Source organism: Pseudomonas sp. NPDC089428 (assembly GCF_044749325.1).
Lineage (GTDB): Bacteria > Pseudomonadota > Gammaproteobacteria > Pseudomonadales > Pseudomonadaceae > Aquipseudomonas.
Genome location: NZ_JBIVHT010000032.1, coordinates 1 through 20,833 on the forward strand (window position 1 = coordinate 1; position 20,833 = coordinate 20,833).

The following is a 20,833-nucleotide window of genomic DNA, read 5'->3' on the forward strand; positions in this document are numbered from 1 at the left end:
GTGAGGCCATGGTTGTCAGCCTTGTTGGCCTGACGGGATCAGGAGGTGGGCATTGATGCCGCCTCACCTGACTTGAGCCATGCGCCAAGGCGGGCGACCATGGCCTATCAGGTTCGGTACGTTGCAACAAATGTAGGAGCGGATTTATCCGCGATGCGCCGCGCGGGCGGCGCTCGATCTCATAGGCGCTACATACCCCATGTACTGCACAGCTCTCGGGGCCGGTGGTTTACCCGTGGCAGCCGGCCGCCGGCGATCAGGTCATTGCAGGAACCCCCCGGGCACGCATGAAAAAAGGGGCCCGTCAGGGCCCCATCGAGGTAACTGGAATTCGGGCTTATTGGCTCTCGAGCTTGCGCGGCGCCATGAAGTACATCCAGATCAGCGCCAGGAAGTACATGGCCGGGATCATGGTGAACAGCACGGCATAGTTGTTGTTGGTCGCCATCAGCACGCTGCCGACGATCTGCGTCATGAACATCCCGCCAATCGCCGCGCACATGCTGGCGAAACCGAATACCGTGCTGATCAGGTGCTTGGGCGTGTAGTCCATCACCAGGCTCCAGATATTCGCCGTCCACGCTTGATGCGCGCCGACCGCCAGGGCGATGGCCAGCACTGCGATCCACAACCCGCTGGCATGGGCGGCGAAGGTCACGCTGACCATGGTGCAGGCGAAAATCAGCATCGATACCAGGCGCGCGGTGGTGGCGCGCACGCCGCGGCCGATCAGCCACGAAGAGAGGATGCCGCCGCCGATGCTGCCGAAGTCTGCGGTCAGCCAGATCAGCATCAGCGGGATGCCCATCTGGGTCACGCTGATGCCCAGGCTGTACTGCTGGTTGAGGAACGGCGGCAGCCAGTACAGGTAGAACCAGAACACCGGCGCAGTGATCGCGTAGGCCACGGCGAAGGCCCAGGTGCCGCGCATGCCCAGGATGCGGCTGAAGGGCAGGCGCGCCACTTCAGGCTCGGCGTCCTGCTGGATGTAGTCGAGCTCGCTCTGGCGTACCCGTGGGTGCTCCTCCGGGTTGAAGTACTTCAGGCCCCAGAACACCAGCCAGACCAGGCCCAGGCAGCCCATGGCGATGAACGCGGCCTGCCAGCCCCAGACCGTGAGGATCAGCGGCAGCAGGGCCGGGGTGACCATGGCGCCGACGTTGGTGCCGGCATTGAAAAAACCGGTGGCGATGGCGCGTTCGCCGGCTGGGAACCACAGGCGCACGGTTTTCACGCAGGCCGGGTAGTTGGCCGCTTCGGTCAGGCCGAGGATGAAGCGGCAGACCATGAAGCCGGCAGCCGAGGTGGCCAGGCCGTGGGCGCCGGTGGCCAGGCTCCATAGCAGCACGGCGGCGAAGAAGGCGCGCTTGACGCCAACCTTGTCGATCAGCCGGCCTTGCAGCACGAAGCCGACCGCGTAGCCGACCTGGAACCAGAAGTTGATGTTGGCGTAGTCCATCGCCGTCCAGCTCATGGCCTTGGCCAGTTCCGGCTGCATGATGCCGAGCGCGGCGCGGTCGATGTAGTTCAAGGTGGTGGCGAAGAACACCAGGGCGAGCATGCCCCAACGGGTATTGCCGACGGCGAAGGCGCCACGGATCTTGTCGCCGATGCCGGCGGAGGGCAGCGGTGGGCTGGCGGTAGTGAGCTTGGAGGGGGTCATATCCTGGTCGTTTCTTGAAATTGTAATGGACTGCTGTTTCTCGAACGTGACGTCGCCCCAGGCAGGGGCTACACGCAAGGCCGGTGCATGGTGGGCAGGGAATCGGGGACCGTCAATTCGCTGGAGGAGGCTATCGTTCGATAACCGAACAATAGTGCGCCACGCTCACAGGCTGCCCAGCGCTTTGCCGGCCAGATAGCCGAAGGTCATGCCCGGCCCCAGGGTGATTCCACCGCTAGGATAATGCCCGGCCATCACGCTGTGCATGTCGTTGCCGACCGCGAACAGGCCGGGTATCGGCTGCTGGGCGTGGTCGAGCACGCGTGCCGCAGCATCGGTGTGCAGGCCGGCGAAGGTGCCGAGGCTGCCGGGGAGCAGTTTCACCGCATGGAAGGGCCCGTGCAGCAACGGCCGCAGAGAGGGGTTGGGCCTCTGCAGCGGTTCGCCCTGGGCTTTGTTGTAGGCCGAGGCGCCGCGCTGGAAGGCTGGGTCTTCGCCGTGCGCGGCATGCCGATTGAACTCGGCCACGGTGCGTTGCAGTTGTTCGGCGGCGATCCCGCAGCGCTGTGCCAGTTCAGCCAGGGACCGGCCGCTGAACAGATAGCCGCGTCGCTGATAGAAGCCGGTCGGAAAAGGGAAGGGCTTGGCCCAGCCGATACCGTAGCGCCGTTGTGCGGCATGGTCGCAGATCAGCCACGCTTCGTGCGCTTCGCCCGCTGGCGTGGCGGCGAACAGCGCGTTCATGAAGTCGTGGTAGCAATCGGCTTCGTTGACGAACCGGCGGCCATCGCGGCGCACGGCGATGAAGCCGGGCTTGGCGCGGTCGATCAGGTGCGGGAAATGGCCAATGCTGCCGTCGCGGCGTGGCACGCGGGACACCGGTGCCCAGGCACCGGCCTGAGCCAGCGTACCGACGCGCGCGCCGACCTGTTCGGCCAGGCGCAGGCCATCACCGCTGTTTTCCAGCGGGGCAGCGCAGTAGTGCTGGTCTCCATCGGGCGCATGGGGCATCAGCTGGGCGATGCGCTGGCGATCATGGGCAAAGCCGCCACAGGCCAGGACCACGCCACGGCGTGCCTGGATCACCTGGCCATCGGCGAACAGCGCGCCGTCGATGCGCCTATCGCCGAGCAGGCGGGTGGCCGCTTTGTCGGTGAGCACTGTCACGCCAAGGTCCAGGGCACTGCGCAACAGGCGCGCGACCAGGGCATTGCCGTTGACCAGCTGCAGGCCGCGGCGGTGCAGCAGCAGGTCGCGGCCATGGCGCAGCAGGCGCTTGCCAACGTGCAGGGCGGCCTTGGGCGAGCGCCGTGCATTGAAGAAGGCGGCCATGTCCGCGCCACCGGCGATGCCCATGCCCGCCAGGCTGACGATGTCCAGTGGCGGGCGCAGCCTGTGCAGCCACGGGCCCAGCAAGCGACCGTCGAACGGCAGCGCGCACAGCGAGCGCCCGCCACGGGCGCTGCCGTCGCCTTCATGCATGTCGGGCATCTTGCTGCCGGACTGGAACTGCACGGCAGTGTGTTGCTGGAAGAACGCCACCATCTCCGGGCCATGCTGCAGGAAGGCGCGCTGGCGAGGGTCCAGTTCGGTGACATGGGTCTGGGCGCGCAGGTAGCGTTCTGGTGCGTCGTCGATTTCGATGATGCCTTCGGCGATGGCCAGCGGGTTGCGCGGGATCCACAGCCAGCCCCCTGACCAGGCACTGGTGCCGCCAAGTTGGCTGGCCTTTTCCGCGACGATCACCTTCAGGCCGTGATGCGCGGCGGTAACGGCGGCCGCCAGGCCAGAGGCGCCGGAGCCGATGACAAGTACGTCACATACGAGGGGTTGCATGGATCAATCCTTATGAGTGCAAGCTCGGTCGCTGTGGGAGCCGCGCTTGCCGGCGATGGGCCGCGCAGCGGCCCCGGCTTACAGATGTTCGTTGCGGGTCGAAATCTGCCGTTCGAAAGTGATTGCTGTCGACCCATGGCAGACGCAAGAATGTTGGGGCCACTTCGTGGCCCATCGCCGGCAAGCGCGGCTCCCACATGGCTCCCGCTAACCTTGGGGAAACAGCTTATTGCAGCGGCGAAAAGCCCGTGGGCCGCAGCAGCCGCGAGTTCAGCTGCAGCACCGCGCCCAGCTCCCGGTTGCGCCGCGAGAACTCAGCCCAGCGTGGGTCGGCGGCCATCGCCGCACGGCGTGCCATGCGCTCGTCGAGGCTGACGTAGGCCCACATGTGCACCACCTGGTTGACCTCGCCGAATTCGCTGGTGAAGAAGCCCACCAGGTTGCCCAGGTGCTCGCGCTGCACCTCCAGCGCATGGCTCTGGTACAAGGCCAGCCAGTCGCCCATCTTCAGCGGGTCGAGGGTGTAGGTTCTCAATTCGTAATACATGCGGGTTGCTCCGGGTGGTTGGTTGGCGCCTGCAGGCGCTCGGCGATATGGCTGGCGGCGAGCCAGCCGAAGGTGAGGGCGGGGCCGAGGGTGATACCGGGGCCAGGGTAGGTGCCGTTCATCATTGAATTCATGTCGTTGCCCACGGCATACAACCCGGCAATCGGCGCGCCGCTGCGGTTCAGCACGTTGGCATTGGTGTCGGTGACCAGGCCGCGTGCCGAGCCGAGGTCGCCGGTATGGATGCGGATGGCGTAGAAAGGCGCCTTGGTCAGTGGTGCCAGGCACGGGTTGGGCTGATGCTGAGGGTCGCCCATGTAGCGGTTGTAGCTGTTGCCGCCCTTGCCGAACGCACGGTCGATGCCATTGCGGGCGTCGGCATTGAAGTGCTCCAGCGTCTGTTGCAGGGCCTGCGGGTCGACGCCGATAGCCGCCGCCAGGGCGGGCACGCTGGCGGCGCGCTGCAGGTAGCCGGCGGCAATCAGCGCCGAGTTGTCCACCGGCTTTGGCCGCGCCAGGCCCAGGCCATAACGGTTCATCGCCTCGGCATCACAGATCAGCCAGCAATGGCCGATACCATTGGCGAACATGGTCTGCACGAAGTGGTGGTACGAGTTGGATTCGTTGACGAAGCGCCGCCCGACCGGGTCGACCGCGATCACCCCCGGCTTGGCGCGGTCGGTGACCAGGTGCGGAAAGCGCTCGCGCTGGCCATTGGCGTGGCGTAATTCGGACACCGGCGCCCAGAAGAAATTGGCCGCCAGGCCTTCGCCCTGCGCCGCCGCAACCTTTTCGCCCAGGCGCAGGGCAGCGCCATCGTTGGTGGCCGGCGACATGCTCAGGTGGGCTGATGCGGCGTGCGGGCGATAGCTCGCGGCCAGTTTGCCGGCGGCAAAGCCACCCATGGCGCAGACCACGCCGCCACGTGCCTGCACCCGTATCAGTCGGCCTTCGCGCTGCACGATCACGCCGCTTACCACGCCGCATTCGACAATCAGTTCCTGTGCCTCGCTGCGTAGCCACAGTTCACTGCCGTGGGCAAAGGCGCTGCTGGCCAGGCGCGCGATCAGGGCGTTGCCGGTGGTCAGGCGGGTCCCGCGCGGGTGGCGCAGGCGGTCCCGCGCATAACGTGCCATCAGCTTCAGGCAATGCCACAGCGAGGCGGGCGAGCGGCGCAGGTTGAGGAAGTGCTGGATGTCCACGCGGTTGACCATCATGCCGCCGAACAGCAGCATGCCCGGCGGCGGCATCTGCAGGTCCTTGAAGCGTGAGCCAAGATGACGACCGTCGTACTCGACCATTTCCAGGGCTCGGCCGAACTCGGTGGCGCCGGGTTCGTCGGGGTAGTAGTCCGGGGAATGCGGGCGCAGCCCATAGCGCAGTTCGGTATTGCGTTCCAGCCAGCGCAGGGCCTGGTGACCCTGCTCGATGAAGGCATCCACCAGTGCCGGGTTGTAACCGGCGCCGATGATCGTCTTCAGGTAGGTGCGCATGGCCTCGGGGGAGTCCTCGGCACCGGCCGCCTGTGCCTGATCGCTGCCGTAGATCCACACCGCGCCGCCGGAAATCGCCGAGGTGCCGCCAAAGCGCTCGGCCTTTTCCACCACCAGCACCTTCAGCCCGCGGCGGGCCGCCGTGGCTGCCGTGGCGAAGCCCCCGGCACCGCTGCCGAGGACCACCAGGTCGAACACTGCTTGTTCGCTAGCGCTCATGGTTTCAGATCTCCAGCGGTGTGACGCCCATGAAGGCGCCGAGGTGGCCCAGTTGGGCGAAGGCCATTTGCGCTCCGGTCTGGATCGGGCAGCCGCGTTCGCGGGCCTGGTGCAGCAGCGGGGTGATTTCCGGCGAGGTGACCACGTCGGCCACCAGTGTGGCTGCCTTCAGGGTCTGCAGCAGTGCGGCGGGCAAAGGCAGCTCGCCGCTGTTGCCCATGCCGACCGGGGAGGCATTGACGACCAGGTCGAAGTCTTCCAGTGAGCGGTAAAGGGTGGCGACCTGCAGGGCTGGGAAGGCATTGCCGAGCACCTCACCCAGCGCACCGACGCGTTCGGCGCTGGGGTCGCTGAGGGTGATGCTGGCAATGCCCGCTTCTCCCAGTGCATAGGCGATCGCACTGCCGACCCCGCCGCAGCCCACCACCAGCGCGCGCTTGCCGCTGGCCACGAAGCCTTGCAGGCGGGCAGCCCCGAGAAAGCCCGCGCCATCGACGTTATCGCCCAACAGGCGGCCGTCGCGTTCGCGGCGGATCACGTTGACCGTGCCCAAGGCCTGGGCGCGCTCGCTAAGCCCGTCCAGCCGTGTAGCCAGGGCCTGCTTGTACGGCACGGTGACCACGCAGCCGCGCAGGTTGCGCCAACCGCGCAGGTGCTCGACAAAGGCGCCCAGCGCCGTTTCCTCCAGGTCGATGGGGAGCATCGCCAGGTCGCGGGCGTTGTTGGCGAACCAGGTGTTGAAGTTTTCCGGCGACTTCACCTGGGCGATAGGCGAACCGACGATGGCGACCAGTTCTGTCGAACCTCGGATCATGCTGACCTCCGTTATGGCTGTTGTTGTGGAGGCAAGCCTGGCGCAGGGCGGTTGCAGCAACAATGCGCTTATCGGATGTTTGATGCGATAATCGCAGTCACCTATCGGTTATCGCATTAATTGCCACTTTCCAAGAGCCGCGTACATGTCCCAGCCCGAGATCCATCCCCGCGACCTGATCGCCGGCCTGCAGAAAGGCCTGGCGCTGATGCAACTGTTCAGTGCCGAGCAACCCCGCCTGAGCGTGCCCCAGGCGGCCAGGCTGTCGGGCCTGACCCCCAGCGCCGCACGGCGTTTTCTGCTGACGCTGGTGCACGAAGGCTTCGCCGAGACCGACAACCGCCATTACTGGCTGACCCCCAAGGCCCTGCGCATCGGCCAGGCCTATGTCGATTCGGCGCAGTTGCCGCGCATGCTGCGGCCGATCGTCGAGCAGGTGGCGCGGCAGACTCAGGAGCATGTGTCGGTGGGCAGTCGTGATGGCGACGAGATCATTCACCTGGTGCGCAGCCGCTACAGCCACATTGCTTCGTTGTCGATCCGCCCCGGGTCGCGGGTGCCGATGTATTGCACGGCAAGCGGCCGGGTGTGGTTGGCGTGGCTGGAGGAGGGGCAGCGTGAGGAATACTTTGCGCGCAACCCGCTGAATGCGCTGACGCCTTATACCCAGACCGACCGGGCGCTGTTGCAGGCGGAGTTGCAGCGGGTGAGGGCGCAGGGCTACAGCATCGTCGATCAGGAATACGAAATCGGCATGCGTGTGCTGGGTGTGCCGCTGCTCGACCGCAGCGGCCAGTTGAAGGCGACCTTGACCATCACCACCCATGCGTCGCGGTTGAGCATCGACGAGATGCGCCTGCGCTACCTGGCGACGCTGTATGAGGCGCAGGCGTTGCTCAAACCGGTGCTGGATTGAGGCATGGCAGGCTGTGCTGGACCCTGTGGGAGCGGCGCCGAACCGCCGCTCCCACAGGGATCGCGCCAGATTCTAGAAATTGAGCAAGACAGTTGCTCCCACAGCGCCCGCGCCTGCTGTTATGGGTTTAACTTTCAGTGTGCTTTAAGTTATAGGCCGGGTACTTACCCAGCCATGCAATCTATATCTGAAGTCTGCGCCACTGGTTTATTGGCACTGTTGTAAAGTGTCAGCATATATTGTTGCCCAAGACTACTTTCCACCAAGGTGTAATGTTTGCCTGGCTTAAAGTCCTTGTAAATGACGTTGGCATTGCAGGCACTACCGTTACTGTCCCCGTCACCCTCGACATACAGCGTGCTGCCCAACGTATGCTGGCCCTTGGGTACTTCGAAAAAGCGCCCGTCGCTCAGTCGCTTGCCATCCAGGGTCTCGGCCATCAACGTGGTCGTCGGCTCCTCGCGCAAGCTCACCCAAGCCTCGTCCGGGCTGGCTTTTGGCATTGGCCCGGCACAGCCAGCGAGCACTCCGAGTGCGCCCAATAGTGGTAATGCCAACCCCCATCTTTTACCCATCTTGCTCCCCATGAACGACCTCTGATTGCAGCTGCGAATGATTCGCACAGGATGCCAGCAAGCCAATTCGCTGCAAATGAATACAGCCACCGGTTTTCCTTAAAAAACGTTAATGGAGGTTTAACCGACGTTTCAGGAAGTCCATGGAAGACTGCGCCCCGTTCAACTTTCGGGGGCAGGGTATGCTCGGTCTGGTTAAAACGGCACTTCACAAGCCCTATACGTTTCTGGTGTTGGCGATCGTGATCTGCATCGTCGGTCCCTTGGCGGCAGTGCGCACGCCAAGTGATGTTTTCCCTGATATCGGCATACCGGTCATCGCGGTGGTTTGGCAATACGCAGGGCTGGCCCCGGACGCCATGTCGGGCCGGGTGATCTACACCTATGAGCGGGCACTGAGCACCACGGTAAACGACATCGAACATATCGAGTCGCAGTCGTTGCCGGGCATGGGCATCGTGAAGATCTTCTTCCAGCCCAGCGTCGACATCCGTACCGCCAACGCGCAGGTCACCGCCGTTTCGCAGACCGTGCTCAAGCAGATGCCCGCCGGTATCACGCCACCGCTGATCCTCAACTACAGCGCCTCGACCGTGCCGATCCTGCAGATGGCGTTTTCCAGCCAGACCCTGTCCGAAGCGCGTATTCGCGACCTGGTGCAGAACAGCATTCGCCTGCCGCTGACCGCGGTACCCGGGCTGTCGATGCCGACCCCCATGGGCGGCAAGCAGCGCCAGATCACCCTCGACCTCGACCCGCAGGCACTGGCGGCCAAGGGCTTGTCCGCCGAGGACGTGGCCAATGCGCTGGCGGCGCAGAACCAGATCATCCCGGTGGGCACGGCGAAGATCGGCCGCAACGAATTCACCGTGCTGCTGAACAACAGCCCCACGGCCATCGACCAGCTCAACGCGTTGCCGGTCAAGGTCGTCGATGGCGCGCAGATCACCGTCGGCCAGGTGGCCCATGTGCGTGACGGTGCGCCCCCGCAAACCAATATCGTGCGCGTCGACGGCCGCCGCGCGGTGCTGATGCCAGCGCTGAAGAACGGCAACAACTCGACCCTGTCGATCGTCGACGGCATTCGCGGCATGTTGCCGCGCATCAACGAAACCCTGCCACCGGAACTCAAGACCTCGCTGCTTGGCGATGCCTCCACGGTGGTCAAGGCGTCGGTCGGCAGCGTGGCCCGCGAGGGGGTCATCGCCGCCTTGCTGACCAGCGCGATGATCCTGCTGTTCCTCGGCAGCTGGCGCTCGACCCTGATCATCGCCGCCTCGATTCCGCTGGCGGTGCTGTCGGCCATCGCCTTGCTGGCGGTCAGCGGGCAGACCCTCAACGTGATGACCCTCGGCGGCCTGGCGCTGGCCGTGGGCATTCTGGTCGACGACGCGACGGTGACCATCGAAAACATCAACTGGCACCTGGAACAGGGCAAGTCGGTCCGCCGGGCCATCCTCGATGGCGCGCGGCAGATCGTCGGCCCGGCGTTCGTGGCCTTGTTGTGCATCTGCGTTGTATTTGTTCCGATGTTCATGCTCCAGGGCATCGCCGGATACCTGTTCCGGCCCATGGCATTGGCAGTGATGTTCGCCATGGGGAGCTCTTTTATTCTGTCGCGTACCTTGGTGCCGACCCTGGCCATGTTCCTGCTCAAGCCGCACGGGGTGGAGCAGGGCGAGGGGCGGCACCCCGAGGACGCGTATCTCAATCACCACGAAGGCGACAAGTCGGCCAACCCGCTGGTGCGCCTGCAGACCGGTTTCGAAGCCGGCTTTGCCCGGCTGCGCGATGGCTACCAGGGCCTGTTGGAGCTGGCTTTGGCCAACCGTCGGCGGTTCCTGCTGGGCTTCCTCGGTTGCGTGCTGGCCAGCTTCGCGCTGTTGCCAATGCTGGGTGAGGATTTCTTCCCCGAAACCGATGCCGGGGCAATGGCACTGCATGTGCGCCTGCCTTTGGGCACGCGCATCGAAGAAAGCGCCGCGGCCTTCGACCGTATCGAAAGCCGCATTCGCGAAGTCCTGCCGGCAGAGGCCGTGGCATCGATCATCGACAACATCGGCCTGCCCATCAGCGGCATCGACATGGCCTACAACACCAGCGGCACGGTCGGCCCGCAGGACGGCGACATCCAGGTGTCGCTCAACACCGGCCACGGCCCGACCGCCGCTTACGTGAAGCGCCTGCGCGAGGTGCTGCCAGACAGTTTCCCCGGCACCACCTTTGCCTTCCTCCCGGCCGACATCAGCAGCCAGATCCTCAACTTCGGCGCGCCGGCACCGCTGGACGTGAAGATTTCCGGCCCCAACGATGCTGCCAACCGCGCCTATGCGGCCGAAGTGATGCGCCGCCTGCGGCATGTTCCGGGCATCGCCGACCTGCGCCTGCAGCAGTCGCAAAGCTACCCGTCGCTGCAGGTCGAGGTCGACCGCAAGCGCGCCGCCGAGCTGGGCATCACCGAACGCGATGTCACCGCCAGCCTGGGCGCTTCGCTGGCCGGTACCTCGCAGACGGCGCCGACCTACTGGCTCAACCCGGCCAATGGTGTGTCCTATTCCGTGGTCGGCGCGACCCCGCAGTACAAGATGAGCAGCATCGCCCAGCTGGAGGCGCTGCCGATCACCGGCAGCAACGGGCACACCGCTGTGCTCGGCGGCATCGCCAGCCTGGCGCGCACCAACACCGCCGACGTGGTCAGCCACTACAACATCACCCCGACCCTGGACCTGTACGCCAACGTCCAGGGCCGTGACCTGGGCAGTATCGCCGCCGACATCCAGCAGGTCATCGACGACACCGCGCACCTGCGCCCGAAGGGCGCCACCGTCAGCCTGCACGGCCAGATCAGCGCGCTGCACGAAGCCTTCCACGGCCTGGGCCTGGGCCTGCTGGGCGCGGTGGTGCTGATCTACCTGCTGATCGTGGTCAACTTCCAGTCCTGGGTCGACCCGTTCGTGATCATCACCGCATTGCCTGCCGCGCTGGCCGGTATCGTCTGGATGCTGTTCGTCACCGGCACCACGCTGTCGGTGCCGGCACTCACCGGGGCAATCCTGTGCATGGGCGTGGCCACCGCCAACTCGGTGCTGGTGGTCAGCTTCTGCCGCGAGCGCCTGGCAGTGCATGGCGATGCCGTGAAGGCCGCCATGGAGGCCGGTTTCACTCGCTTTCGGCCCGTGCTGATGACGGCCCTGGCGATGATCATCGGCATGCTGCCGCTGGCCCTGTCCCAGGAGCAGAACGCGCCGCTGGGCAGGGCGGTGATTGGCGGGCTGATCGTTGCCACCACGGCGACCCTGCTGTTCGTGCCGGTGGTCTTCAGCCTGGCCCACCGCCGCTCAACCCCTCACGCTGTCGTTGGAGAAAACCTGCATGCCTAGCCGTTGCGTAGCTGATCGTCGGCGCTTGAAACTCATGGGGGGCGCCGGCCTGGGCCTGGCTGCCCTGGTGGTTGCGCTGGGCGTGTACGCCCGGCAGCACCAGGCCGCTGCGGTGCAGGCGTGGACCGAGCACCGGGCGACGCCTGCGGTGGTCACCTTTACCCCGTCGCTGAATGCTGGCGGTGAAACGCTGAGCCTGCCGGCCCACCTGCAGGCCTGGAACATGGCGCGGATCAATGCCCGGGTCAGCGGTTACCTGAAGAACTGGCAGGTGGACATCGGCACGGTGGTCACGGCCGGCCAGCCGCTCGCCGAAATCGACAGCCCCGAACTCGACCAGCAGCTGGCCCAGGCCAAGGCCAGGCTGGCGCAGCACCAGGCCAGTGCAGCGCTGGCGCAAAGCACCGCTGCGCGCTGGCAGCACCTGTTCGCCAGCCATTCGGTGTCGCGCCAGGAGGTGGATGAGAAGGTGGCCGCCGCCGCGGTCGCCAGCGCCGATGCACAGGCCGCCGAGGCGGACTATGTGCGGCTGAAGGACCTGGCGGCGTACAAGGTCATTCGCGCACCGTTTACCGGCACCATCACCGCCCGCCACGCGCAGGTCGGCCAGTTGGTCAAGGCCGATAGCGACAGTGCCACTTCGCTGTTCGACATCGCCGACACCCGCCGCCTGCGCCTGTACGTGCCGGTGCCGCAGAGCTACGCCAGCCAGATTCTGCCCGGCATGCAGGTGCAGTTGTCGGTGCCTGAACGCCCTGGCCAGCACTTCACCGCGGCGTTGCTGGGTACCTCCACCGCCGTCGACCAGGGCTCGGGCACGCTGCTGGCGCAGTACGCGGTGGAAAACGCCAGCGCGGCGTTGCTGCCGGGCGACTACGCCAGCGCCCGCATTACCCTGCGCAGCAATGCCCAGGCCGTGAGCATTCCTGCCAGCGCCCTGATCTTCAGGGCCCAGGGGCCGCAGGTGGCGGTGCTCGATGCGCAGAACCGCGCGCACCTGCGCAGCATTCATATCGCCCAGGACCTGGGCAGCACGCTGATCGTCGACGGTGGCCTGGGCCTGAAGGACCAGGTGGTGGACAACCCGCCCGATGCCCTGCGTGACAATGATGCAGTGCGCAGCGTAACGCCGGGAGGTGTGCATGCGCCCTCGGTTTAAGCGCGGCGGGCTACTGCTGTGCCTGGCCTTGCAAGGCTGCTCGCTGGCACCGCACTACCAGGCGCCTGTGGTGCAACTGCCAGCGCATTACGGCGAGCGCTCAGGGGCCTGGCAGCGGGTCGACGCGGCAAGGCCACTGCCAGCGCAGTGGTGGACGCTTTTCGATGACCAACGCCTCAATGAACTGCAGGCACAGCTTGAGGCATCGAACCCGAACCTGGCCGCCGCGGTGGCGCACAACGATGCCGCAGCCGCCTACGCCCAGGGCCTGCATGGCGGGCTGTGGCCGCAGGCAAACGCGAGCGCCACACCGCTTCGCCAGCGCCAGTCGGACCGGCGACCGCTGCGCGGAGACAGCCAGCCGTCGACCTACGACAGCGACACCGCCGGGCTGAGTCTGAGCTTTGATTTCGATCTCTGGGGCCGCTTGCGCAATCAGGTGGCAGCGGGGGATGCTTCGGCGCAGGCCGCGGCGGATGACCTGGCCGGTGCACGCCTGAGCCTGCAGCGGCAACTGGCGGTGCTATACGTGCGTGCCCGTGGCCTCGACGCGCAGCGCCACTTGCTCGACAGCGCCGTGGCGGACCGTAGCCAGCTGCTGGTGCTGATCCAGGACCGCTTCAATGGCAATATCGCCTCGGAACTGGACCTTGATCGGGCGGCTGCCAGGCTGTCCGAGGCCAAGGCTGCCGTGGATGACGTCGTCGCCCAGCGCAACCTGGCGCAGCATGCTATCGCCGAGCTGGTCGGGGCATTGCCGGGCGACTTCGCGCTGGTGCCGGACGCCGCGCCGCTCAAGGTACCGCAGGTGCCCAGCGAGCTGCCCGGCACGTTGTTGTTGCGCAGGCCCGATGTGGCTGCCGCCGAGCGTCGCGTGTTTGCCGCCAACGCCACCATCGGCGTGGCCCGTGCCGCCTGGTACCCGGACTTCAGCCTGGTGGGGCTGATGGGCGGGCAGACGCAAGGCGCCGGCAACCTGCTGGCCGCCGCCAATCGCTACTGGGCGATTGGGCCGGTGTTGCAGCTGCCGTTGTTCGACGGTGGTCGCCGTTCGGCCGATGAGCGCAGGGCCCATGCCGAGTTCGAGGCAGCGGCCGCAGCGTATCACGGCAAGGTGCTGTTGGCCGTGCGTGAAGTCGAAGACAACTTGGCACAGGTGCATGACCTGGCGCGGCAAGCGGATGACGTGCAGCAAGCGGCGCAGGCGGCAGGCAGCGCCGAGCAGATTGCCCTGGACAGTTATCGGCAGGGCGCGGTCAGCCTGCTGGATGTACTGACCGCCCAGCTCGATGCGTTGCAAGAGAAGCAGAAGCTTCAGGATCTGCAGACCCGCCAGCTAGAGGCGCGGGTCGGGTTGCTGGCGGCGCTGGGCGGCGGTTGGGATGGCAGTACTTGAGTTTCTCGGTAGCCTGGGTCAGCCATGTAACGTGCACGCGCGCGGCGCCGGGTGTGAAGTCGACGCCTTTGGCTTTAGCGGTGATGGCGCTTGCGGCAATGCACCTTGGGTGGGCATGATCAAGCCTTCTCACACAGGAAAGGATTGCCAACATGCCTGCCTATCTTGCCGCACAGAACGAATTGCTCGTAGGGAACGGCCTGGTGGTCGAGGCACCGGCCGGGGAAGGGCCGTATGCCGTGGTGTTCGAGGACGATGAGGAAACCGGCTATTTCTACGCCCTGGATTCCTCGGGCGCCGGCAACCCGATCCAGAATGCGCTGCACATCTACGACGTGGAGAGCGTCGCGGACCGGGACAAGCCCTCGACGGTCAAGATTGCCTGGTCCGAGGACCACCGCAAGGCGCTGCTGCTGATCAACGACTACCCGCATGCGGTCTTCGATTTCGAGGCCAGGCAGGGGCACAGCCGTACCGGGTTCCCGCTGCCGATGGACAACGGCTGGTCCCATGCCGGCCAGGAGTGGGATGACAGCGCGCTGCGGCATTTTGCCTGACGCTGCTTCACGTTCAGCGCGCGAGGGGTGGATGCTTAACCCCTCGGCGCTATCGGAACGAGGGTGTTCGATCTTGGCGCCGTGCTGCCAGGCAGAGATCTACCCCATTGCCGAACAGCAGGTGCGCAGGGCTCGGCACCGTGCTTGGCAATTAGCCAAAGACCGCTAAAAAGCCCTAAAGTTTCGCCGAAAAAACAGTAGCTTAGAGAATTTTTTCGCGCCGTGTTACTCGTCGGATTTCAATTGTAAGCCTCCGTGCAGAGCCTCAGGATCGCCCCGGCATCCCTTTGAGGCTTTCACGTATGAAGTACTCCTCGATTCTCTTGTTGTCCCTTGGCTTGCTGAGCGGCGTCGCATCGGCAGGCGGCAATACCGAAGCAGGCATAGGCGGCGCATTGGGCGGGGTATTGGGCTCGGTGGTCGGCCAGTCGATCGGTGGCAGCACCGGCTCGGCAATTGGCGCTGGCCTGGGTGGCGCGGCCGGTGGTGCGGTGGGGGCCAACAAACACAGCCGTGGCGAAGCCGCCATTGGCGGCGCACTGGGCGCAGCCGGCGGCAACGTGGTGGGTCGCCAGATGGGCGGTACCACGGGCAGTTTGATTGGCGCGGCAGCCGGTGGCGGCGTGGGTGGTGCCCTGGGTAACCACATGGGCCGGGAATACGACGATGAAAGTGGTCACTATTCCCGTGGTCGCGACTATGACGATGACGACGATGATCGGGGCTGGCGTCGTCACCACCATGACCGTGGCCATCACTATGGCTGGCGCAAGCACCACCGTGACTGGCGCGACGACGACTGATCCGCGCCGGGGAGGGCGCCCCTGTCAAGGCGCCCCGAACACCATCGTCCAATACACGCCCTCATCGCTGCGCGCGTTCGCGACATAGGCCGCGCCGACCTGGGTGAACATCGGGTTCATCAGGTTGGCGCAATGCCCGGGGCTGGCCAGCCAGCCGGCCATCGCCTTGCTCGGTGAGCCCTGGCCCGCGGCAATATTCTCGCCAGTCTGACGCCCACGGTAGCCGGCATCCCACGCCCGGTCTGCCGGCAGATCACCGTTGGGGTCGCGGTGTGCGAAGAAATTCTCGTTGGCCATCGCCCGGCTGTGCCGCTGCGCCGCTGTTCCCAAGGCCGTGCTCCAGGTGAGCGGACGTGCAGCCGCGAAGCGCTGGCGACCACACAGGCGCGGCTTCGCCCGTGCTGCGTTGACCTGCATCAGTAGCGCCTTGCTCGCGGAACGCTCATCGCCGAGCTGAGCGTCGAGCACGGGGCGCGCCAGCACCACCTGCCACTCATTGCGGGCGCGGCGGATGCCGATATCGGCAAACTGGTTATCGAGCAGGGCTGAGCAGTAATCGCTGCGCAGCATGGCAAAGGCTTGCTCGGCATCCTGCGCACCGACCAGGCGGATGCTGCGCACCTTTACCGCCTGATAGCCGGTGGCCTGCAACCCTTCGCGCAAGCGGCCACCGTAGCCGATCGGCAACGCCAGGTTCGCTTTCAACGCCAGTGGCGTTGCGTTCTGGGCTCTGCGCCCTTCGCAGCGCTGTGGCTGGGCGCGGTAGTCGTTGATGGCCGCCAGCAATTGGCGTTCCCCGCTGGCTTGTGCGGGGCTGATGAACAGCGGAATGAAATGAACCAGGCACAGCGAGACGAACGACGAGCAGCGGGCAGCTTGGCGCATGGAAGAACAGCTCTGGAGGGAAAAAGGCAGTCATGCCGATCAAAGGGCTCGGCTAAGACTGCGCGCCTCGACACAGGTTCACCGAGGCGCTGATCCCAGATGCGAAATTGGCCCGCGAGCGCTGGCAGCGCAATTCGCAGTCACTGATCGATGCCGGCGCATTCAACCCGCAGGAAGGGGAAAAGCTCGTCTGGATTACGGCATTCGCTGTTCAGCTTCACGCGTGCGGCTTCTGCCTGTGACCGGGTCGCGTAACTGGGTTTGAGCCGTAATTTCTCTTGGTTGTCGTAGATGTCGAAGCCACCTGAAACGGTAGCGGCATAGAAGCGGGATCCCGATTGAAAGGATTCTTTTTCGACTGGCACAGCGGGAACGATAACAAATCTTGATTGCATGATTCGTGCCTCCCCAGGCAGATACCTTAGTATTAGCCTGAGGAGTGGAAGTCATCAATATGACTCATCGGGACGATTCAATGACGTGTCGTGTCACGCGTGTCCCGGGGTAGGTCAGCCAGCCTGCGCCGCCAGGCTGTTACTCACATTACGCCCCAGCACCAGCACAGTGACAAAACCGCAACCCACCAGGGCCGTGGCCAGGCTCAACAGCACCGAGCTGCCCAGCTGGTCGACGATGCGCCCGCCAAAGAACGAGCCCAGCGCGATGATCACCTGGAACATGGCCACGAACAGTGGCATACCGCGTTCGACATCCTTGGGCGCCACCACGAACATCCAGATGCTGGAGCAGGCCGGGAACGCGCCAAAGGCGAAGCCCCACAGCGCGATCAGCATGGCCGCGCCGGTCAGGCCGGTGGCGAAGTAGGGGAACAGCGCGGTGCTGACGCCGATCATCACCGCCACCAGCATCAAGGTGTGGCGCACGCTCTGGTTAGCGGCGTAGCCGGCGAACAGGTTGCCGATCACCCCGGCTACGCCGTAAAGCAGCAGCAGCGAGCCAATGGTCTGCCCGTCGAAGCCGGAGCTCTGCTTGAAGAACGGCGCGACATAGGTGTACGCGGCAAAGTGCGCCAGGCCGATCAGCAGCACGGCGATCAGGCCGACCCGGGCTTGCGGGTTGATGAACAGCGCTGGCAGGTCACGGATGTGAATGGCCTTGTCCGGGTTGAGCCGCGGCAGCAGGAACAGCTGCGCCAGCAGTACCGGCACGCCGAGCAGTGCGGTGACCAGGAAGGTCATGCGCCAGCCCATCAGGCCGCTCAGCCAGGTACCCACGGGCACGCCAAGCACGGTCGCCAGGGTCACACCGGCCATGATGATCGAGGTGGCCCTGGCCACGCTCACGCCCTTGGGCGCCAGGCGGCCGCTGAGGGCGATGGCGGTGGCCCAGAAACCACCGATGCTGATGCCCAGCAGCACGCGGCCGAACAGCAGCAGGCTGAAGTCGCTGGCGTAGGCCACCACCGAGTTGGCGATGATCATGATCAGCGTCAGGCCGATCAGCAGGTAGCGCCGGTCCATGGCGCCGATGCCCACCGACAGCAGTGGCGCGGCGAGGGCCGCCATGATGCCGGGCAGGGTCACCATCAGCCCGGCATGGCCGGCGCTGATGCCCAGGTCGCTGGCGACATCGTTGAGCACGCCCACCGGCAGAAACTCGCTGGTGACCAGGGCGAAGGCGCCCACCGCGACCGAGAGGATCGCCAGCCACTGCTGCTTGACGCTTTGTTGATCATGTTCGGGAAGGCCGTGGGAGGCCTGACTGACGCTTGGCATGTTCCTGATTCCAAGGTGAGGTCGCCTGTTGCAGGCGAGGGGGAGGGTAAATTGAGGGCGATTATAAGAGTCGGCTGTTGCACGTCGACAGGCGAGCCGCTCGATAGTATTCATCAACGGGATCGATGGGACGCGCTGGGTAGAGCGCCTGCTGAAGGCTGCGCGCGTTTGTATCACAGCGTATCCAGAGGAGATGCGGATACCCTGTGATTCGATTCGCCCGGGATCGTGACACAAGCCAGGTACGTTCCGGGCTTTAAATGGGCTCCATCGAAGCGAAGCAGTAACGCCTCGGTTCAAACCGAACCCATTGAAGCCCGGAGAGCATCACCATGAACCGCAAAGCCGTCTACGCCGCCTGCCTGTTTGCCGCCCTGAACGTCTGCACCCTGGCCGCCCGTGCCGAAGCCGCCGACAATGCCCGCGACTACACCTATGGCACCCAGCTGGACATCAAGAAAGTGGTGTCGACCAGCCAGGATGCAGCGCCGACCTGCGGGGTGGTGAACGCCCGCCTTACCTACCTCGACTCGCATGACCAGACGCAGGTGCTGAACTACCGTACCCTCGGTGACCACTGCATCGGTGAGAACTGACACGCAGCCACTGCCCCCGCCTGACCACAGAGGAGCATGGCCATGAACTGGTAAGACAGATTGCCTGAACGCTCGACCTCGGGGCTCACTGCTCGCCTGCAGTGGGCCCCGTCAGTTGTGCCGCGATGCGCACAGAGGGCCAATGGTCCGCCCCCCTCGGATGCGCAATCACTCCAGCGCCTCGGCCACCCCCTGATCCTCACCCAGGAAGCCACCGCTCTGGTGCTGCCACAGCCGCGCATAGGTGCCGTTCTTCGCCAGCAGTTCGTTATGGGTACCTTGCTCGATGATGCGCCCCTCATCCATCACGATCAGCCGGTCCATGGCGGCGATGGTGGACAGCCGGTGGGCGATGGCGATCACCGTCTTGCCCTGCATCATCTCGTCGAGGCTCTCCTGGATGGCCACCTCGACTTCCGAGTCCAGGGCACTGGTGGCTTCGTCCAGCAGCAGGATCGGGGCGTTCTTGAGCATCACCCGGGCGATGGCGATGCGTTGCCGCTGGCCGCCTGAAAGCTTGATGCCGCGCTCGCCCACCAGGGTGTCGTAGCCGCTGTGGCCGTCGCGGTCGCTGAGCTGGCGGATGAAGCCATCGGCCTGGGCGTTGATGGCGGCAAGCTGGATCTGCGCCTCGCTGGCCTCGGGGCGGCCGTAGGCGATGTTGTCGCGGATCGAGCGGTGCAGCAGCGAGGTGTCCTGGGTGACCATGCCGATGGCGCTGCGCAGGCTGTCCTGGGTGACGCGGGCGATGTTCTGCCCGTCGATGCGGATCTCGCCGCGGTCCACGTCATAGAAGCGCAGCAGCAGGTTGATCAGCGTCGACTTGCCGGCACCGGAGCGGCCCACCAGGCCGACCTTTTCGCCAGGGCGGATGTTCAGGGTCAGGCCATCGAGCACCTGGCGCTCGCCGTTGTAGTTGAAGCTGACGTTGTCGAAGGTCACCGCGCCGCCGCGGGTCTGCAGCACACCGGCATCCGGCGCGTCCTGCACCTTGGGCCCGCGGGTGAGGGTGGCCATGCCGTCCTGCACGGTGCCGATGTTCTCGAACAGCGAGGTCATCTGCCACATGATCCAGTGCGACATGCCATTGATGCGCAGGGCCATGGCCGTGATCGCGGCCACCGCACCGGTACCGACCTGGCCCTGGTGCCACAGCCACAGGGCGTAGCCGCCGGCGCCGAAAATCAGCCCGACCACCAGCGCCTGGTTGACGATCTCGAACTGGCTGACCAGGCGCATCTGGCGAAAGCCGGTCTGCTTGAAGTCTTCCATCGCCGCCCGGGCGAAATGCGCCTCGCGCTTGGAGTGGGAGAACAACTTCACGGTGGTGATGTTGGTGTAGGCGTCGGAAACGCGGCCGGTCATCGACGAGCGCGCATGGGCCTGTTCCTGGCCGACCTTGCCCAGGCGTGGTACGAAATACAGCATGGCCAGGCCGAACAGCGCGAGCCAGGCAATGAACGGCAGCATCAGCTTGGCGGCAAAGCCACCGGCCAGGGCGATGATGGCGATGAAATACACACCGATGCCCGGCACGATCTCGATCACCGTGAACAGCACTTCACGCACGGCCAGCGCGGTCTGCATCACCTTGGTGGTGACCCGGCCAGAAAACTCGTCGGAAAAGAACGACAGGCTCTGGCGCAGCATCAACCGGTGGAAGTCCCAGCGCAGGCGCAGCGGCAGGTTGATCGCCAGCACCTGGTGCTGCATCAGCGTGCGCAAGGCCACCAGCACGATGCTGGCGATCAGTAGCAGGCCGACGCCCCACAGCACGCGGCTTTCTTCTGCGCTCACGCCACCGCCGGCCTGCCAGTTGGAGAGCAGGTCCACCACCTGGCCGAGGAAGGAAAACAGCCAGGCTTCGTAGATCGACACGCCGGCACTGAACAGCGCCAGTGCCAGGATGTAGCCGCGGGCACCGCGGGTGCAGGCCCACAGAAAACGCAGCAGACCGACCGGGGGGGGCGGTACCTCGTCGGGCGGGAAAGGGTCGAGCCAGCGTTCAAAGGCACGAAACATGAGGGGCTCCGGGGTTTACTCGGTTAGCGATAACCATACAGCACATTTCAGGCGGGTAGGATGGTGTGCAGTGATGTAGCCACTGCTTGTCGTGGGGTTGCTTTGAGGCCACCAAGTGCCTGCCCAGAGATTTGCAGCGCCTTTGAGATCGAGCGCCGCCCGCGCGGCGCATCGCGGATAAATCCGCTCCTTGTATGTTGTGTCTGGCCTAACGAGAGAGGTTATGCTCGTTGGGC

17 protein-coding genes are annotated in these 20,833 nt (G+C 65.3%); 7 read left to right on the forward strand and 10 right to left on the reverse strand.

Features of this window, described 5'->3' with window-relative positions; translation table 11 throughout:
- Positions 1-337: 337 nt before the first annotated feature.
- The 5 genes from ACIPZ5_RS27595 to ACIPZ5_RS27615 all read right to left on the reverse strand — a co-directional run bounded on the left by ACIPZ5_RS27595 (position 338) and on the right by ACIPZ5_RS27615 (position 6,572).
- Positions 338-1,663, reverse strand: coding sequence for an MFS transporter (locus tag ACIPZ5_RS27595; RefSeq protein ID WP_400811769.1), 1,326 nt, complete (start codon positions 1,661-1,663; stop codon positions 338-340).
- A gap of 165 nt (positions 1,664-1,828) precedes the next feature.
- Positions 1,829-3,499, reverse strand: coding sequence for an FAD-dependent oxidoreductase (locus ACIPZ5_RS27600; protein WP_400811771.1), 1,671 nt, complete (start codon positions 3,497-3,499; stop codon positions 1,829-1,831).
- Positions 3,500-3,725: 226 nt separating this feature from the next.
- Positions 3,726-4,046, reverse strand: coding sequence for an NIPSNAP family protein (locus ACIPZ5_RS27605; RefSeq protein ID WP_400811774.1), 321 nt, complete (start codon positions 4,044-4,046; stop codon positions 3,726-3,728).
- Positions 4,031-5,758, reverse strand: a complete 1,728-nt coding sequence (locus ACIPZ5_RS27610) for an FAD-dependent oxidoreductase (protein ID WP_400811776.1) — start codon at positions 5,756-5,758, stop codon at positions 4,031-4,033. The genes ACIPZ5_RS27605 and ACIPZ5_RS27610 overlap by 16 nt, the downstream gene beginning before the upstream one ends.
- A 4-nt stretch (positions 5,759-5,762) precedes the next feature.
- Entirely contained in the window at positions 5,763-6,572 is an 810-nt protein-coding gene (locus ACIPZ5_RS27615) for a shikimate dehydrogenase family protein (RefSeq protein ID WP_400811779.1), read from the reverse strand.
- Between the two features lie 145 nt (positions 6,573-6,717).
- On the opposite strand from ACIPZ5_RS27615, the gene ACIPZ5_RS27620 reads away from it, so the two are divergent.
- Positions 6,718-7,488, forward strand: a complete 771-nt coding sequence (locus ACIPZ5_RS27620; RefSeq protein ID WP_261943791.1) for an IclR family transcriptional regulator C-terminal domain-containing protein — start codon at positions 6,718-6,720, stop codon at positions 7,486-7,488.
- 164 nt (positions 7,489-7,652) lie between these two features.
- Here ACIPZ5_RS27620 and ACIPZ5_RS27625 read toward each other — a convergent pair whose 3' ends face one another.
- Complete coding sequence (locus tag ACIPZ5_RS27625; RefSeq protein ID WP_400811795.1) at positions 7,653-8,063, reverse strand: hypothetical protein; 411 nt, start codon at positions 8,061-8,063, stop codon at positions 7,653-7,655.
- Positions 8,064-8,245: 182 nt separating this feature from the next.
- Between ACIPZ5_RS27625 and ACIPZ5_RS27630 the strand changes: the two genes are divergently transcribed.
- The 5 genes from ACIPZ5_RS27630 (at position 8,246) to ACIPZ5_RS27650 (ending at position 15,358) form a co-directional block, all read left to right on the forward strand.
- The gene (locus tag ACIPZ5_RS27630) at positions 8,246-11,443 is read left to right on the forward strand and encodes an efflux RND transporter permease subunit (protein WP_400811798.1); all 3,198 of its coding nucleotides are present in this window, start codon (positions 8,246-8,248) and stop codon (positions 11,441-11,443) included.
- A complete protein-coding gene (locus tag ACIPZ5_RS27635) occupies positions 11,436-12,602 on the forward strand; it encodes an efflux RND transporter periplasmic adaptor subunit (RefSeq protein ID WP_261943793.1) in 1,167 nt (388 codons plus the stop codon). The genes ACIPZ5_RS27630 and ACIPZ5_RS27635 overlap by 8 nt, the downstream gene beginning before the upstream one ends.
- A complete protein-coding gene (locus ACIPZ5_RS27640; protein ID WP_400811781.1) occupies positions 12,586-13,998 on the forward strand; it encodes an efflux transporter outer membrane subunit in 1,413 nt (470 codons plus the stop codon). Before ACIPZ5_RS27635 ends, ACIPZ5_RS27640 begins: the two co-directional genes overlap by 17 nt.
- A gap of 152 nt (positions 13,999-14,150) precedes the next feature.
- Entirely contained in the window at positions 14,151-14,555 is a 405-nt protein-coding gene (locus tag ACIPZ5_RS27645; protein WP_400811784.1) for a DUF2251 domain-containing protein, read from the forward strand.
- A gap of 302 nt (positions 14,556-14,857) precedes the next feature.
- A complete protein-coding gene (locus ACIPZ5_RS27650) occupies positions 14,858-15,358 on the forward strand; it encodes a glycine zipper domain-containing protein (protein ID WP_400811787.1) in 501 nt (166 codons plus the stop codon).
- A 24-nt stretch (positions 15,359-15,382) separates the two neighbouring features.
- On the opposite strand, the gene ACIPZ5_RS27655 is transcribed toward ACIPZ5_RS27650, so the two are convergent.
- From ACIPZ5_RS27655 to ACIPZ5_RS27665, 3 genes are all read right to left on the reverse strand, one after another.
- Positions 15,383-16,243: a CAP domain-containing protein gene (locus ACIPZ5_RS27655; RefSeq protein ID WP_400811790.1), complete on the reverse strand. Its 861-nt coding sequence runs from the start codon at positions 16,241-16,243 to the stop codon at positions 15,383-15,385.
- A gap of 140 nt (positions 16,244-16,383) precedes the next feature.
- Positions 16,384-16,638 carry a hypothetical protein gene (locus tag ACIPZ5_RS27660; protein ID WP_400811791.1) on the reverse strand — a complete coding sequence of 85 codons (255 nt, stop codon included), beginning with the start codon at positions 16,636-16,638 and terminating at the stop codon, positions 16,384-16,386.
- Positions 16,639-16,752: 114 nt separating this feature from the next.
- Positions 16,753-17,979, reverse strand: a complete 1,227-nt coding sequence (locus ACIPZ5_RS27665; protein ID WP_261943806.1) for an MFS transporter — start codon at positions 17,977-17,979, stop codon at positions 16,753-16,755.
- A gap of 332 nt (positions 17,980-18,311) precedes the next feature.
- Between ACIPZ5_RS27665 and ACIPZ5_RS27670 the strand changes: the two genes are divergently transcribed.
- On the forward strand, positions 18,312-18,575 hold the full coding sequence (locus ACIPZ5_RS27670) for a DUF2790 domain-containing protein (RefSeq protein ID WP_261943808.1): 264 nt from the start codon (positions 18,312-18,314) through the stop codon (positions 18,573-18,575).
- A gap of 168 nt (positions 18,576-18,743) precedes the next feature.
- On the opposite strand, the gene ACIPZ5_RS27675 is transcribed toward ACIPZ5_RS27670, so the two are convergent.
- Positions 18,744-20,597, reverse strand: coding sequence for an ABC transporter ATP-binding protein (locus ACIPZ5_RS27675; RefSeq protein ID WP_400811794.1), 1,854 nt, complete (start codon positions 20,595-20,597; stop codon positions 18,744-18,746).
- Positions 20,598-20,833: the final 236 nt, after the last annotated feature.

What these genes read in the sequence shown, in the direction of transcription:
- ACIPZ5_RS27645 (WP_400811784.1), top strand. Translation starts at nt 14,151, where the DNA reads ATGCCTGCCTATCTTGCCGCACAGAACGAATTGCTCGTAGGGAACGGC.
- ACIPZ5_RS27620 (WP_261943791.1), top strand. Translation starts at nt 6,718, where the DNA reads ATGTCCCAGCCCGAGATCCATCCCCGCGACCTGATCGCCGGCCTGCAG.
- ACIPZ5_RS27660 (WP_400811791.1), bottom strand. Translation starts at nt 16,638, where the DNA reads ATGCAATCAAGATTTGTTATCGTTCCCGCTGTGCCAGTCGAAAAAGAA.
- ACIPZ5_RS27630 (WP_400811798.1), top strand. Translation starts at nt 8,246, where the DNA reads ATGCTCGGTCTGGTTAAAACGGCACTTCACAAGCCCTATACGTTTCTG.
- ACIPZ5_RS27635 (WP_261943793.1), top strand. Translation starts at nt 11,436, where the DNA reads ATGCCTAGCCGTTGCGTAGCTGATCGTCGGCGCTTGAAACTCATGGGG.
- ACIPZ5_RS27655 (WP_400811790.1), bottom strand. Translation starts at nt 16,243, where the DNA reads ATGCGCCAAGCTGCCCGCTGCTCGTCGTTCGTCTCGCTGTGCCTGGTT.
- ACIPZ5_RS27615 (WP_400811779.1), bottom strand. Translation starts at nt 6,572, where the DNA reads ATGATCCGAGGTTCGACAGAACTGGTCGCCATCGTCGGTTCGCCTATC.
- ACIPZ5_RS27610 (WP_400811776.1), bottom strand. Translation starts at nt 5,758, where the DNA reads ATGAGCGCTAGCGAACAAGCAGTGTTCGACCTGGTGGTCCTCGGCAGC.
- ACIPZ5_RS27670 (WP_261943808.1), top strand. Translation starts at nt 18,312, where the DNA reads ATGAACCGCAAAGCCGTCTACGCCGCCTGCCTGTTTGCCGCCCTGAAC.
- ACIPZ5_RS27640 (WP_400811781.1), top strand. Translation starts at nt 12,586, where the DNA reads ATGCGCCCTCGGTTTAAGCGCGGCGGGCTACTGCTGTGCCTGGCCTTG.
- ACIPZ5_RS27650 (WP_400811787.1), top strand. Translation starts at nt 14,858, where the DNA reads ATGAAGTACTCCTCGATTCTCTTGTTGTCCCTTGGCTTGCTGAGCGGC.
- ACIPZ5_RS27600 (WP_400811771.1), bottom strand. Translation starts at nt 3,499, where the DNA reads ATGCAACCCCTCGTATGTGACGTACTTGTCATCGGCTCCGGCGCCTCT.
- ACIPZ5_RS27675 (WP_400811794.1), bottom strand. Translation starts at nt 20,597, where the DNA reads ATGTTTCGTGCCTTTGAACGCTGGCTCGACCCTTTCCCGCCCGACGAG.
- ACIPZ5_RS27605 (WP_400811774.1), bottom strand. Translation starts at nt 4,046, where the DNA reads ATGTATTACGAATTGAGAACCTACACCCTCGACCCGCTGAAGATGGGC.
- ACIPZ5_RS27625 (WP_400811795.1), bottom strand. Translation starts at nt 8,063, where the DNA reads ATGGGTAAAAGATGGGGGTTGGCATTACCACTATTGGGCGCACTCGGA.
- ACIPZ5_RS27595 (WP_400811769.1), bottom strand. Translation starts at nt 1,663, where the DNA reads ATGACCCCCTCCAAGCTCACTACCGCCAGCCCACCGCTGCCCTCCGCC.
- ACIPZ5_RS27665 (WP_261943806.1), bottom strand. Translation starts at nt 17,979, where the DNA reads ATGCCAAGCGTCAGTCAGGCCTCCCACGGCCTTCCCGAACATGATCAA.